The organism is Serratia fonticola, assembly GCF_001006005.1.
In the GTDB taxonomy this organism is placed as follows: domain Bacteria; phylum Pseudomonadota; class Gammaproteobacteria; order Enterobacterales; family Enterobacteriaceae; genus Chania; species Chania fonticola.
Genome location: NZ_CP011254.1, coordinates 1,001,487 through 1,015,841, shown reverse-complemented (window position 1 = coordinate 1,015,841; position 14,355 = coordinate 1,001,487). Strand labels below are relative to the sequence as shown.

Annotated in this window: 12 protein-coding genes; 8 read left to right on the top strand and 4 right to left on the bottom strand. The window is 56.1% G+C overall.

Going from position 1 to position 14,355, the window contains the following annotated elements; all coding sequences use genetic code 11:
* Positions 1 to 129: 129 nt before the first annotated feature.
* Positions 130 to 345: a 30S ribosomal protein S21 gene (gene rpsU / locus WN53_RS04385; protein ID WP_001144069.1), complete on the bottom strand. Its 216-nt coding sequence runs from the start codon at positions 343 to 345 to the stop codon at positions 130 to 132.
* 324 nt (positions 346 to 669) lie between these two features.
* Here rpsU and tsaD point away from each other — a divergent pair, with 324 nt between their 5' ends.
* Complete coding sequence (gene tsaD, locus WN53_RS04380; protein ID WP_024483061.1) at positions 670 to 1,683, top strand: tRNA (adenosine(37)-N6)-threonylcarbamoyltransferase complex transferase subunit TsaD; 1,014 nt, start codon at positions 670 to 672, stop codon at positions 1,681 to 1,683.
* 31 nt (positions 1,684 to 1,714) lie between these two features.
* Here the strand turns inward: tsaD and plsY are convergent, their stop codons facing one another.
* A complete protein-coding gene (gene plsY / locus WN53_RS04375; RefSeq protein WP_024483060.1) occupies positions 1,715 to 2,353 on the bottom strand; it encodes a glycerol-3-phosphate 1-O-acyltransferase PlsY in 639 nt (212 codons plus the stop codon).
* Positions 2,354 to 2,460: 107 nt separating this feature from the next.
* Between plsY and folB the strand changes: the two genes are divergently transcribed.
* From folB to lldD, 5 genes are all read left to right on the top strand, one after another.
* Positions 2,461 to 2,820 (top strand): bifunctional dihydroneopterin aldolase/7,8-dihydroneopterin epimerase, encoded by a 360-nt coding sequence (folB, locus tag WN53_RS04370; RefSeq protein ID WP_024483059.1) that lies wholly within the window; start codon positions 2,461 to 2,463, stop codon positions 2,818 to 2,820.
* A 140-nt stretch (positions 2,821 to 2,960) separates the two neighbouring features.
* On the top strand, positions 2,961 to 3,788 hold the full coding sequence (bacA, locus tag WN53_RS04365) for an undecaprenyl-diphosphate phosphatase (RefSeq protein ID WP_024483058.1): 828 nt from the start codon (positions 2,961 to 2,963) through the stop codon (positions 3,786 to 3,788).
* Positions 3,789 to 4,056: 268 nt separating this feature from the next.
* A complete protein-coding gene (lldP, locus tag WN53_RS04360; protein ID WP_024483057.1) occupies positions 4,057 to 5,712 on the top strand; it encodes an L-lactate permease in 1,656 nt (551 codons plus the stop codon).
* Positions 5,709 to 6,491 carry a transcriptional regulator LldR gene (lldR, locus tag WN53_RS04355; RefSeq protein ID WP_037411340.1) on the top strand — a complete coding sequence of 261 codons (783 nt, stop codon included), beginning with the start codon at positions 5,709 to 5,711 and terminating at the stop codon, positions 6,489 to 6,491. Before lldP ends, lldR begins: the two co-directional genes overlap by 4 nt.
* A 16-nt stretch (positions 6,492 to 6,507) precedes the next feature.
* Positions 6,508 to 7,647 carry an FMN-dependent L-lactate dehydrogenase LldD gene (lldD, locus tag WN53_RS04350; protein WP_037411338.1) on the top strand — a complete coding sequence of 380 codons (1,140 nt, stop codon included), beginning with the start codon at positions 6,508 to 6,510 and terminating at the stop codon, positions 7,645 to 7,647.
* A 28-nt stretch (positions 7,648 to 7,675) separates the two neighbouring features.
* Here the strand turns inward: lldD and WN53_RS04345 are convergent, their stop codons facing one another.
* Both WN53_RS04345 and WN53_RS04340 read right to left on the bottom strand, forming a co-directional pair.
* Entirely contained in the window at positions 7,676 to 8,911 is a 1,236-nt protein-coding gene (locus WN53_RS04345; protein WP_024483056.1) for a multifunctional CCA addition/repair protein, read from the bottom strand.
* A 244-nt stretch (positions 8,912 to 9,155) separates the two neighbouring features.
* Entirely contained in the window at positions 9,156 to 9,773 is a 618-nt protein-coding gene (locus tag WN53_RS04340; RefSeq protein WP_021179496.1) for a TIGR04211 family SH3 domain-containing protein, read from the bottom strand.
* A gap of 278 nt (positions 9,774 to 10,051) precedes the next feature.
* On the opposite strand from WN53_RS04340, the gene WN53_RS04335 reads away from it, so the two are divergent.
* Complete coding sequence (locus WN53_RS04335) at positions 10,052 to 11,359, top strand: CYTH domain-containing protein (protein WP_024483055.1); 1,308 nt, start codon at positions 10,052 to 10,054, stop codon at positions 11,357 to 11,359.
* A 47-nt stretch (positions 11,360 to 11,406) separates the two neighbouring features.
* A complete protein-coding gene (glnE, locus tag WN53_RS04330; RefSeq protein ID WP_024483054.1) occupies positions 11,407 to 14,244 on the top strand; it encodes a bifunctional [glutamate--ammonia ligase]-adenylyl-L-tyrosine phosphorylase/[glutamate--ammonia-ligase] adenylyltransferase in 2,838 nt (945 codons plus the stop codon).
* Positions 14,245 to 14,355 lie beyond the last annotated feature (111 nt).

The window sequence follows — 14,355 nt, the reverse complement described above, 5'->3', positions numbered from 1 at the left end:
GTTACGATTGCCTATAAACGAGAACAAGCCGCGCATTCCTTTCGGAAAGCACGGCCTTCGTATGCAACTACTCGGTCTGCGTGTTCTTGAAAAAGAAAAAAATCACGCGGTGGGGTTACCCCCGAAGGATTAATACAGACGAGTGCGGCGTGCGTTTTCGCGAGCCAGTTTCTTCGCGTGGCGTTTTACTGCAGAAGCTTTAGCGCGTTTACGTTCGGTAGTCGGTTTTTCATAGAACTCACGACGACGAACTTCAGCTAAAACACCTGCTTTTTCGCAGGAACGCTTGAAACGACGCAGTGCAACGTCAAATGGCTCGTTTTCACGTACTTTAATTACCGGCATGTGCCTCTCACCTCAATAGAATTCGGTTTGCTGCTGGCCAAGCGCCAGCCTTTTCAAAATGGTGCGGAATTTTACTTCAATGGATGCTGCTTTGTAAAGCACCATAGCAAATTGAAACACGCCGCGTTCCGGCAAACTCGCGCAATTATGCATCGGCCGCCGATTATAGACTAATCAGAAAAAATTGCTCGTTTTTAATCACCCGGCGGGCAACCTTGTGAATCATCGACATAGCGCACCATCGCGGCCAGGGTGCTGCAGGCTGGCGGTAAATGGCGTTGATTGTGATAAACTGGCGGCCGCACGTGAATGATGGGAAATGTAATGCGCGTATTGGGTATAGAAACGTCCTGCGATGAAACCGGTATTGCAGTGTATGACGATCAAGCCGGTTTGTTAGCCAACCAACTCTACAGCCAGGTGAAACTGCATGCCGATTACGGCGGCGTGGTGCCGGAGCTGGCTTCTCGCGATCACGTGCGCAAGACCGTGCCGCTGATCCAGGCCGCACTGAAAGAGGCGAACCTGAAGCCTACCGATATCGATGGCGTGGCGTATACCGCCGGGCCGGGTCTGGTGGGGGCCTTGTTGGTCGGGGCAACCATTGGCCGCGCACTGGCGTTTGCCTGGGGCGTGCCTGCGGTGCCGGTGCATCATATGGAAGGCCACTTGCTGGCACCGATGCTGGAAGATAATCCGCCCGCATTTCCGTTTGTGGCGCTGCTGGTGTCTGGTGGCCATACCCAACTGATCAGCGTGACCGGGATTGGTGAATATACCTTGCTGGGGGAGTCGGTCGACGACGCCGCTGGCGAAGCGTTCGACAAAACGGCCAAGCTGTTAGGGCTGGATTACCCAGGCGGGCCGATGCTGTCGAAAATGGCGCAGCAGGGCACCGAAGGGCGTTTTACTTTCCCACGCCCAATGACCGACCGCCCAGGGCTGGATTTCAGCTTCTCCGGCCTGAAGACCTTTGCCGCCAACACCATCCGCTCTAACGGCAACGACGATCAAACCCGTGCCGACATTGCCCGTGCTTTTGAAGATGCGGTGGTGGATACGCTGGCGATCAAATGCAAACGCGCGCTGGAGCAGACCGGGTTTAAACGCCTGGTGATGGCCGGTGGCGTCAGCGCCAACCGCACGTTGCGCAGCAAGCTGGCAGAGCTAATGAAAAAACGCGGTGGCGAAGTGTTCTATGCCCGCCCGGAATTCTGCACCGACAATGGGGCCATGATCGCTTATGCCGGGATGGTTCGAATGAAAAACGGGGGGAACCCGGAGTTGGGCGTTACCGTACGCCCACGTTGGCCGCTGGCAGAGCTGCCTGCGGTGTAAAAGCCAAGGGCCGGAATTTCCGGCCTTTCAATCATTCTTCTTTGTGTTCTTCCTGTTCTAAAACACCGTTTTTCTTCTTGCGGAACTTACCCCAGATCTTCCCTTCCTGGCCGCGCCACAGGCGTTGGATATTGTCGTGATGGCGCATCAGGATCAGGCAGGAAAGCATCGCCACCGGGAAGGTAAACTGCGGTTTGAACCACCAGACGTAGAACGGCGCAATCAGCGCGCTGACGATCGCCCCGAGCGAAGAATAGCCGCTCAGCAGCACGGTCAACAGCCAGGTGCCGGTCATCAGGCCGGTGAGATCCCAGCCGATCGGCGCAATGGCACCGAATGCCGTAGCCACTCCCTTGCCCCCACGGAAGTGGAAGAATACCGGGTAGATATGCCCAAGACAGGCAGCGATTGCCGTCAGGCCCAGATACAGCGGTGGGACGTTGAACGCATAGGCCAACCAGACTGGCAGCATCCCTTTGAGAATATCGAACACCAACACCGTAGCCGCCGCCAGGCGGCCACCGATACGCAGGACGTTGGTCGCCCCTGGATTTCCCGATCCATGTTCACGCGGATCCGGTAGCCTGGCGATCCGGCAAACCAGGATCGCGCTGGAAATTGAGCCACACAGATACGCGAAGATAATCATGCCAAGCGCGGTAGCACTCATAACGCGGTTCCGTTTAATAATGGTCGTTTTACTCGCAACATCTATGGATAATACGCATATTCCGTCGGAAGTGGTATCCGGCAAGGCCAAAAACTGAGAATGACGTGATGGATATCGTATTTATTGAAGAGCTTACCGTGATCACTACCATTGGCGTTTATGATTGGGAACAAACCATTCAGCAAAAGCTGGTGTTCGATATCGAAATGGCGTGGGACAACCGCCAGGCAGCCGCCAGCGATGATGTGAATGATTGCCTGAGCTATGCCGATATCAGCGATGCGGTCATCCAGCATGTGCAGCCCAATCGTTTTGCGTTGGTGGAGCGTGTAGCAGAGGAGGTATCCGAAATTTTGCTACGGCGCTTTAAATCTCCTTGGGTCCGTATTAAGGTCAGCAAGCCGGGGGCAGTCGCGCACGCCAGCCGGGTTGGGGTGATCATCGAGCGCGGTCAGCGCCCAGCCTGACAAGTTGTCACCAATATGCAACTAAAGACCGATATGCTGGTCTGTAACTAGAATTGTTTAAGCGGCAAGGTATTGAACATTGCCGCTTTTTTGTGCTTGTACCTTTAATAGCGTTAATTTTGAAATGGGGTAGTGGTCTGATGGCGGACATGCATTCATTGTTTGTGGCATTTGTGCTTGGGGTAGTCGAAGGGCTGACAGAGTTCCTGCCGGTTTCCTCAACTGGGCACATGATTATAGTTGGTGAGTTACTGGGTTTTACCGGCGATAAGGCGAAAACCTTCGAAGTTATTATCCAACTGGGTTCGATCCTGGCGGTGGTAGTGGTGTTCTGGCGCCGTCTGTTTGGCCTGATCGGCATTCACTTTGGTGGCAAACCGGTACCCCATGAAGGGCACACGGCAGGGCGGCTGAAGCTGGGCCATATCCTGCTGGCGATGATCCCGGCGGTTGTCCTGGGGCTGATCTTCCACGATGTGATCAAATCCCTGTTTGAACCGAAAAACGTGATGTATGCCTTGGTCGTTGGGGGGCTGTTGCTGCTGGCCGCCGAATGGCTGAAGCCGAAAAAGCCGCGCGCGGTCGGGCTGGATGATATTACCTACCGTCAGGCATTTTTGATCGGTTGCTTCCAGTGTCTGGCGCTGTGGCCTGGTTTTTCCCGTTCCGGCTCTACCATTTCGGGCGGTATGCTGGTCGGCGTGAGCCGCTATGCGGCCTCTGAATTCTCCTTCATTCTGGCGGTGCCGATGATGCTCGGGGCCAGCGGTCTGGATCTGTACAAGAGCCTGCACTTCCTGACGCTCAATGACCTGCCGATGTTTGCAGTCGGTTTCGCTACTGCGTTTGTGGTAGCGCTAATCGCCATCAAGACCTTCCTGCAGTTGATCAAGCGTATCTCGTTTGTGCCTTTCGCCATCTACCGCTTTATCGTCGCGGCGGCTGTCTACATGGTGTTTATTAATTAATTCTGGCGCCAGCTCGAACGATTTCTCCTCTCCAATAGTGGGCTCTTTGCCCACTATGTTTATATTTAGTTGCCTTCGCCTCCCCCCTTTTGGTCCGACCAATGCCGGAAAAATGTGAACCTCTGGCACATAAACGGCAAAAACCCAAACAGACACATTGCATGTTTTTAACAGTAAGTTAACTATCGGTTATCAATTATATGACTTCGCCCTGTTGGTACGACCCATTAAGCGGAGGAGTATGTGAATAATCGCGGGAGTTATCTACATGGAAGTCTGGCAACAAGTTTATGATCCCATTGGCAATATCTGGCTATCAAGTGCGATCGCGGCGCTGCCCATTGCGTTTTTTTTCTTGGCGCTGATTAAACTGAAGCTCAAGGGGCATATTGCAGCAACGTTAACCGTTGGGATAGCTTTGCTGGTGGCGTTATTCCTCTACCGGATGCCCATTGACCGAGCGCTTGCTGCGGTGGTTTATGGTTTTTTCTACGGGCTGTGGCCGATAGCCTGGATCATTATTGCCGCAGTATTTGTCTACCAGATTTCGGTGAAGACCGGGCAGTTTGACATCATCCGCTCCTCCATTCTCTCTATCACTCCCGACCAACGTTTACAGATGCTGATCGTCGGCTTCTGTTTTGGTGCCTTTCTGGAAGGTGCCGCCGGGTTTGGCGCACCGGTAGCCATTACCGCTGCCTTGTTGGTTGGGCTGGGGTTCAATCCTTTGTATGCCGCAGGGCTGTGTCTGATCGTCAACACCGCCCCGGTGGCTTTCGGCGCTATGGGCATCCCGATTATCGTTGCGGGCCAGGTGACCGGGTTGGACAGCTTTGAAATCGGCCAGATGGTCGGGCGCCAATTGCCGTTCCTGACGATTATCGTGCTGTTCTGGATCATGGCGATTATGGATGGCTGGCGCGGCATTAAAGAAACCTGGCCTGCGGTGGCCGTGGCGGGGGGAAGCTTTGCCTTGGCGCAGTATCTCAGCTCCAACTTTCTTGGGCCAGAGTTGCCAGACATCATCTCCTCGCTGGTTTCACTGGTATGCCTGACGCTGTTTCTGCGCGTTTGGCAGCCAAAACGCCTGTTCCGTTTTGATAATGCCGAGGGGGCGGTCGTCGACCAAACGCTGGTGCAGCAGCACTATGCTTTAGGGCAGATTATTCGCGCCTGGATGCCGTTTATTTTTCTGACCGCTACGGTCACCCTGTGGAGCATCCCGCCGTTTAAAGCGCTGTTCGCGCAAGGTGGGTCGCTATACGATTGGGTGTTCTCTATTCCGGTACCTTTTCTGGATAAGCTGGTGGCCAAAATGCCGCCGGTGGTGGCAAACATCACGCCTTATGTCGCCGTTTTCAAACTTGACTGGTTCTCTGCCACCGGCACCGCCATTATGGTTGCTGCGATCGCCTCTGTGATTTACCTGCGCATGAAGCCCAAAGACGCGCTCATCACGCTGGCTGAAACGCTAAAGGCGTTGATGCTGCCCATTTATTCCATTGGCATGGTGTTAGCCTTTGCCTTTATTTCCAACTATTCCGGCCTGTCGGCAACGTTGGCACTGGCATTGGCGCATACCGGCAGCGCGTTCACCTTTTTCTCACCGTTCCTTGGCTGGTTGGGCGTGTTCCTGACCGGCTCAGACACTTCGTCCAACGCGTTGTTCGCCGCTCTGCAAGCCACCACCGCCCAGCAGATCGGCGTTTCGGATGTGCTGTTGGTTGCGGCTAACACCACCGGTGGAGTGACAGGCAAAATGATCTCACCACAGTCTATCGCGATTGCCTGTGCTGCCGTGGGGTTGGTGGGGAAAGAGTCTGACCTGTTCCGCTTTACGGTAAAACACAGCCTGATCTTCACCTGTATGGTGGGGGTTATTACTACGCTTCAGGCTTACTGGCTGACCTGGATGATCCCATGACTGCAAATCTTCAACCCACTGATCCACTATGCTCGTCCGATCGTTTGGTTGAGCGTATCAAGGTGATGATCCGCGAACGCCAACTGGAAATGGGGATGCGCTTGCCCGCCGAGCGCCAGTTGGCCAACGAGTTGGGCGTCTCGCGTTCCTCTTTGCGTGAGGCGATTCAAAAGCTGGTTGGTGAAAAAATGCTCATCAGCCGACGTGGCGGTGGAACCTATGTCTGCGACGAGCTTTCCCCCTGGTCGGAGCAATGCATCGTGGAACCGCTGAGAACCTTGGTTACCGACGATCCTGACTATCGTTATGACATTCTGGAAGCTCGCCACGCCATTGAGGCCAGCACCGCCTGGCACGCGGCAATGCGAGCCACCGCCGCAGACAAAGAAAAGCTACAGGCTTGCTTTGACGCCATGTTAGCGCTTCAGGAGAGCGATCATCCTGAACTTGCCGCTCAGGCGGATGTGCGCTTCCATTTGGCGATTGCCGAGGCTTCACACAACGTGGTGTTACTGCAAACCATGCGCGGCTTTTTCGATTTAATGCGCTCCTCCGTCATGCATAGTCGCCAGCGTATGTACACCCAGCCGACGATCTTCACCCGGCTGACTGAACAGCACGAGGAACTGCTGCTGGCGATCCTGGCAGGCGATCCTGAACGGGCGGGTAAAGCGGCAAAATCTCACCTGGGATTCGTTCATTCCACCATTAAGAATCTGCATGAAGATGAGGCCAGGCAGGCGCGAATTACCCGCCTTCCTGATGACAATTCACTGTAACAAGGAAGATCGCTTGATGATTATCTCAGCAGCCACGGACTATCGCGCAGCGGCGCAACGTAAACTGCCGCCGTTTCTGTTTCACTACATCGATGGCGGCGCTTATGCCGAACACACTTTACGGCGTAACGTGGAAGATCTGGCTCAGGTCGCATTGAGACAGCGTGTTCTTAAGAACATGTCGGCGCTCAGTCTGGAAACCAAACTGTTCAACGAAACTTTGGCGATGCCCGTCGTCCTTGGTCCGGTAGGGTTGTGTGGCATGTATGCTCGCCGTGGTGAGGTGCAGGCCGCGCGCGCCGCAGAGCAACAAGGCATTCCGTTTACGCTTTCCACCGTATCGGTGTGCCCAATCGAAGAGGTGGCGCCGGCCATCAAGCGGCCCATGTGGTTTCAACTGTATGTGTTGAAAGATCGTGGATTCATGCGTAATGCCTTGGAGCGGGCGAAAGCCGCGGGCTGTACCACCTTGGTCTTCACCGTGGATATGCCGACACCAGGCGCCCGTTACCGCGATGCGCATTCGGCAATGAGTGGCCCCTATGCTGCCCAACGGCGGTATTGGCAAGCCGTTACCCATCCTGCCTGGGCGTGGGATGTTGGCCTGAATGGGCGTCCGCACGATCTGGGGAATATTTCCTTTTACCTCGGAAAGCCCACCGGATTAGAAGATTATATCGGGTGGTTGGGGGCCAACTTTGACCCTTCGATTTCATGGAGTGATTTGGAATGGATCCGTGATTTCTGGCAGGGGCCGATGGTGATAAAGGGCATTCTCGACGCCGACGATGCACGTGATGCTGTACGCTTTGGCGCCGACGGCATTGTGGTTTCTAACCACGGTGGTCGGCAACTGGATGGGGTGCTCTCCTCTGCCCGTGCGCTGCCGATGATTGCCGACGCGGTGAAAGGGGATATCACCATCCTGGCAGACAGCGGGATACGCAGCGGATTAGACGTGGTACGCATGATCGCGCTTGGGGCGGACAGTGTGCTGCTTGGGCGCGCTTATCTCTATGCGCTGGCGACTGCAGGCCAGGCTGGGGTGGAAAACCTGCTCGCATTGATCAAAAAAGAGATGTGCGTAGCGATGACGCTCACGGGGGCGAAAAGTATCGCTGAAATCAGCCGTGATTCGTTGGTGCTGGAGGGATAGGTAGGGGCGCATGCTGCGCCCGTTTTACTTAAGACTGAGGTTCCTGCTGTTTCTTCCAATCCGCCAGCGCCTGCTGACGGCGGCGTTTGACCTCGTCGCGGATCGCCAGTCCTTGCAGGCCACTTTCCACCACCTCTTTGACCGAAACCGCGTTGGCGACCTGATAGGCCTGGCGCAGGTAATCGCCTTGTGGATAAGGGTTGTTTTCAAAACCGGTACGCCCGCGGGCATCGGCTTCGCTGGTGAGGATCATCTGCTCTAGCCGCTGCGGTTTACGCCACACGTCGATGGCATCAAACAGTTTTAACAGCGTTTCTGGCCGCAGTTTATTAACCGTGTGGATCAGGTCGTGGTACTCCGCCACCAGCTTCGCCAGCTCACGTACTGGATTAGGCACACGCAGCCGTTGGCAAAGCTTCTCTACCAGCCTGACGCCCGCAGGGCCATGGCCATAGTGGTGTGGCCAGAGTTCTTGCGGCGTGAGGCCTTTACCAAGATCGTGGCACAGCGCTGAGAAACGGATATCTACCTCGGGGCTGAGCTGGGTGGCAATCGCCAGCGTCATCAGCGTGTGTACGCCGGTATCAATTTCCGGGTGCCATTTCTCTGGGGCTGGTACGCCAAACAGGGCGTCGATTTCCGGGAACAGCACTTTCAACGCTCCGCAGTCGCGTAGCACCTGGAAATACACCTGCGGGCTCTGACTCTGTAACGCCTTCTCGGTCTCTTTCCACACGCGCTCCGCCGTCAGGGAGGCCAGTTCACCGCTTTCGGCCATCTGCTGCATCAGCGCGCTGGTTTCAGGGGCAACGGTAAAGCCCAGGGAGGCAAAGCGAGCGGCAAAGCGCGCCACGCGTAACACTCGCAGCGGATCTTCGCCAAAAGCGTCGGAGACATGGCGCAGCAGGCGGGCGTCGAGATCGGCCTTGCCGTTATAGGGGTCAACCAATACTCCATCATCACCCCGCGCCATGGCGTTGATGGTGAGATCGCGCCGCAGCAGATCCTCTTCCAGTGTCACGTCCGGGGCGGCGTAGCAGGTAAATCCGGTGTAACCCTGGCCGGATTTACGTTCGGTGCGGGCCAGCGCATATTCCTCATGAGTTTGCGGGTTGAGGAATACCGGGAAGTCTTTACCCACCTGCTGATAGCCAAGAGCCAACAGATCGGCAGGCGTTGCGCCGACCACCACCCAGTCGTGATCCACTACCGGTAAGTTGAGCAGGGTGTCACGGACGGCACCGCCGACCAGGTAAGTTTTCACGGTTCAACTCCTAAATGCGGTATACCCGTCGTCTTTCAAGCTGCAGCGTTGTTACCTGCGCTTGTCCACCCCAGTCACTTACAAAAGTAAGCTCCTGGGGATGAACAAGCTTGTCGCCTAGCTGCAGCTTGAAATCCATAGGGTATATATAGGTGGTTCGTTTGATCAGATTACATCAATTGGGCTGCGGATGCGCCAGGCAATAAAAAAGCGCCCGTAGGCGCTTAAACTGGCGGAACAGCAATCAGTTCATCCAGCGATTATTCTTGCGACGTGGGATCAGGTGCGGCAACAGCAGACCGAGCAGCAAACCAACGCCGGCAACGCCGCCGCCGTACATAAACCATTGCAGAATAATGGTGCGCTGTTTGTCATCAAGTTGCAGATTCACCGCGTTCACCTTCTTCTGCGCCACAACCAGCTGATTTTTCAGATCCTGGTTTTCCTGCTGCAGGCCGCTGATGGTGCTGTCGCTGGCGGCCACTTTCTGCTGCATTTCGGCGGTGCGCTGGTTCCAGCTATTATCAATATTGGCCAGCTTGTCGGTCAGGGTTTTCACCTGCTGTTCCAGCTCTGGCACTTGGGTGCGCAGGCTTGGCGTCTGGCTCAGCTGATCCAGCGGGATCCAGACGCTGCGTCCTTTGGAATCGCGGATCTGGCCGTAGCTGGTGCTGTCGTTGACGCTCAACAGCGTGACTTCTTCACCGGCATTCAAGGTGCCGACGATACGGTATTGGTTACCTGGGCCGCTATGGACATAAGTATTTAATTCATCGGAGATATAGCGTTTATCTTCGGCATGTGCGCCCCAAGTGATGCTAAAACTTAGCACGGCAAGGCAAATCAGGCGTAATTTCTGCATTATGTCATCGTTTCTGCGTGGATTTATGGAACGATAGTAGAGCGTTCAGTCTGACGGCGCAACGCCAAAACCGGAATGGGAACTATCTTACTATGCTAAATCCCGTCAGTTGCGCAGCATTCTATAACGTAACAGGTTTTTTCTGCAGTTGGCAGAGTCAAGTCAGGGGGAATCGCGGTAAGATACTCTCACTGTGCGTCGTCGGGCTGAGTGCGGCCGGCAGACTCCGCCGCCGTGAACACTCACGCGAATGCCTAACCTATTGGTGTAAAAGAACTATGAGCGTTGAAATAGAACTGAAGTTTATTGTTTCCCCCGCAGCGATTGCCAGCCTACCGGAGCGTATTGCCGCCTGGCCCAATCAGCATTCTGCGCCGCAGAAGCTGACCAATATCTACTATGAAACCGCCGACAACTTCCTGCGCAACCATGATATGGGCCTGCGTATCCGCGGTTTTGACGATAGCTATGAAATGACCATCAAAACCGCCGGTTCGGTGGTGGGTGGGTTGCACCAGCGGCCGGAATATAACGTCGCCATCGCCAAACCCGCGCTGGCGCTGAAAAAATTCCCGGCGGATATCTGGCCGGAGGGCTGTAAATTGGCTCCGCTGCAAAAGGCGTTGCAGCCGCTGTTCCGCACCGACTTTGTACGTGAAAAGTGGGTGGTCACTTACGGCGCAAGCGAGATCGAGATTGGCCTCGACCAGGGTGAAGTGCGCGCGGGTGAACTGGCTGAACCGTTATGCGAGCTGGAGCTTGAGCTGAAAAGCGGTGAGACCGCTGATTTGCTGGCATTGGCCACCGCATTGGCGGAACAGGGTGGTTTACGCCAGGGCAGCCTCAGCAAAGCGGCTCGCGGCTATCATCTGGCGCAGGGCAATGCCGAACGTGAATTACGCCCATTGAGCGTGTTGAAGCCAGCCCCTAAATCCACGGTAGAACAGGGCATGGTGGCCGCTTTCGAGCTGGCGCTGAGCCATTGGCAGTATCACGAAGAGCTGTGGCTGCGTGGCGACAAGCAGGCACGTCGCGCGGTAATGGAAGCGATCGGCCTGATCCGCCAGGCGTTGGTGATCTTTGGCGGATTGGTTCCGCGCAAGGCAAGCACCGATCTGCGCGCTCGGCTGACGGCTTTGGAGCCTTTGCTGGTGGATAAAACCACCCAGCCGCAGGAGCTGTGCTATGGCACGGAGTATCTGCAATGTAAGTTGGCACTCACATCGTGGTTGATCACCGGTGCATGGCGGCCATTTATCGATGCCAAATCGCAGGCCAAGCTGGATGGTTCATTCAAGCGTTTTAGCGACATCATGCTGGGCCGTAGCGCTTCAGAGCTGAAAGAAGCCTTTACGCGCACCCTGAATGAAGATGAATATCAAGAGCAACTGCCCCGTCTGACGCGCCAGGTGCTGGCGTTTATCCTGCTTTCTGGTGCCTATCCGGATAGCGAAACTGGGCCGTATATCGACAGCTGGCGCGAACTGCAATCAGCCATTGCCGAGCGTCGTCAGGGTTGGTACGAAGCCAGCCGCAAACAGGCATTATCCCATGCGCCATTCTGGTTAAACGGCGCGGTTCGTTAACTCCAGCGGGTCTGCCGGGCTGCAGGCCACAGAACGGGTCATTCACTATGTTGCCACTCTCTGCTGCGTTACAGCTTCAGGCACAGAACATCGTGCAGCGATTTCAGGAAACTCAGGGCGCGGAGTTGATGCTCAGCGCCGCAGAACAAAGCGTTCTGGCCTCGAGTGATTTTGTCAGCGACATGTTGCTCGGCCATCCTGAATGGTTGGTAACGTTACGCCAGCAGCCGCCGGTGGCCGATGAGTGGCAGCACTATGCCGCCTGGTTGCAGGATGAGCTTGAAGAGGTGCAGGAAGAAGCGCAGTTAATGCGTGTGCTCCGTCTGTTCCGCCGTGAGAGCCTGGTGCGCATTGCCTGGGCGCAGGCTCTGCAGCTATGTACCACGCAGGAAACGCTACAGCAGCTGAGTGCTCTGGCAGAAACGCTGATCGTCAGCGCCCGTGACTGGCTCTATCAAACCTGTTGCCGCGAGTGGGGCACGCCTTGCAATGCCGATGGCGTGCCACAGCCTTTGCTAATCCTGGGGATGGGCAAACTCGGCGGTGGCGAACTGAATTTCTCCTCTGATATCGATCTGATCTTTGCCTATCCGGAAAACGGCCACACCCAAGGCGGGCGGCGTGAGCTGGATAACGCCCAATTCTTTACCCGCCTGGGGCAACGGCTGATCAAAGCGTTGGATCAGCAAACCATCGACGGCTTTGTCTACCGCGTCGATATGCGTCTGCGGCCGTTTGGCGATAGCGGCCCGCTGGTGATGAGCTTCGCAGCGCTGGAAGATTATTACCAGGAGCAGGGGCGCGATTGGGAACGTTATGCGATGGTCAAGGCGCGCCTGATGGGAGGGCATGAAGATGCCTACAGCCAGGAGCTGCGTAAGACATTGCGGCCATTCGTGTTCCGTCGCTATATCGATTTCAGCGTGATCCAGTCGCTGCGTAATATGAAGGGCATGATTGCCCGCGAAGTGCGGCGGCGGGGGCTGAAGGACAACATCAAGCTGGGTGCCGGTGGCATCCGCGAAATCGAATTTATCACCCAAGTGTTCCAACTGATCCGTGGCGGGCGTGAGCCCAGTTTGCAGGGGCGCTCACTGCTGCCGACGTTGCAGGCGGTTGGTGAACTGGGGTTGTTGACTGCGCAGCAGGTTGCTGAGCTGAGTGACGGTTATCTGTTCCTGCGGCGTCTGGAGAATCTGTTGCAGGCGATTGCCGACCAGCAGACGCAAACCTTACCGCAGGACGAGCTGGATCAGGCGCGCCTGGCCTGGGGAATGGACCAGCCAGACTGGCCGTCGTTGATGGCGGTGCTGGAAGAGCATATGCACCAGGTCCGTGCGGTATTTGATGACCTGATCGGCGACGATAGCCCAGACGTAGGCGAAGATCCCAACTACCAGCATTATCACAGCCTGTGGCAGGATGCGCTGGACGAGAACGAGCTAGCGCCACTGACGCCCCATCTGGACGAAGAAGCGCGGCGGCAGATGTTGCGATCCATCGCCGACTTCCGCCACGACGTGGACAAACGTACCATTGGCCCGCGTGGCCGTGACGTGCTGGATCAACTGATGCCACGCTTGCTGGCCGAAGTGTGTTCGCGCGTGGACGCGGCCACGGCTCTGACGCGACTTACTCAGCTGTTGCTCAGCATCGTGACCCGAACTACCTACCTTGAGCTGCTGGTGGAATACCATGCCGCTCTCAGCCACCTGATCCGCCTTTGTGCTGCATCTCCGATGGTGGCCAGCCAACTGGCACGTTACCCGCTGTTGCTCGACGAGCTGTTGGATCCGGCCACGCTGTACCAACCGGTGGCCCCGGATGCCTATCGTAGCGAACTGCGCCAATATCGCCTGCGGGTGCCGGAAGACGATGAAGAACAGCAGTTGGAAGCGTTGCGGCAGTTCAAGCAGGCACAGCACTTGCGCATTGCCGCTGCGGATATCGCCGAGGCGTTGCCGGTAATGAAAGTGAGCGATCACTTAACCTATCTGGCCGAGGCGATCATTGATGCAGTGGTGCAGCAGGCGTGGAAAGACATGGTCGCGCGCTACGGCCAACCGACCCATCTGCATGAGCGGGAGGGGTTAGGGTTCGCGGTGATCGGCTACGGGAAGCTGGGGGGCTGGGAGCTAGGTTACAGCTCGGATCTCGACCTGGTGTTCTTGCTGGATTGTCCACCAGACGTAATGACGGATGGCGATCGCTGCATCGATGGACGCCAGTTCTATCTGCGTCTGGCACAGCGGGTGATGCATCTGTTCAGCACCCGCACCTCTTCCGGCATTCTCTATGAGGTGGATGCCCGTCTGCGTCCTTCCGGTGCTGCCGGGATGTTGGTCAGCACCGTCGAAGCCTTTGCCGATTATCAGCGTAACGAAGCCTGGACCTGGGAGCATCAGGCCCTGGTGCGGGCGCGCATTGTGTATGGCGATCCGGCGCTGCATCAGCAGTTCGATGCGATCCGCCGCGAAATTTTGTGCAAACCGCGTGAAGTGAATAAGCTGCAGCAGGAGGTGCGTGAAATGCGCGAGAAAATGCGCAACCATCTGGGCAGCAAACAGCGCGATCTGTTTGATATCAAAGCGGACGAAGGCGGGATCACCGATATCGAATTTATTGCCCAATACCTGGTCTTAGGTTATGCCGCGGGCGAACCGCGCCTGACGCGTTGGTCGGATAACGTGCGTATCTTTGAGCTGATGGCCAATTACGACATCATGCCGGAAGACGAGGCCCGGGCGTTGACCCAGGCCTATGTCACCATGCGTGATGAGATCCACCATCTGGCGTTACAGGAACACTCCAGCAAAGTCAGCAGTGAGCTGTTTGCTGCCGAGCGTGAGCAGGTGCGTGTCAGTTGGAGCAAATGGCTGGGCTGAGGGAGGCATATGTGTTCCCTCACCCTAACCCTCCCACAGGGAGAGGGGACCGATCGAGTGTGGTTTGAAATTATAGTGACTCATCCTGGCTTAGGAGGCGATCGAGTTTGT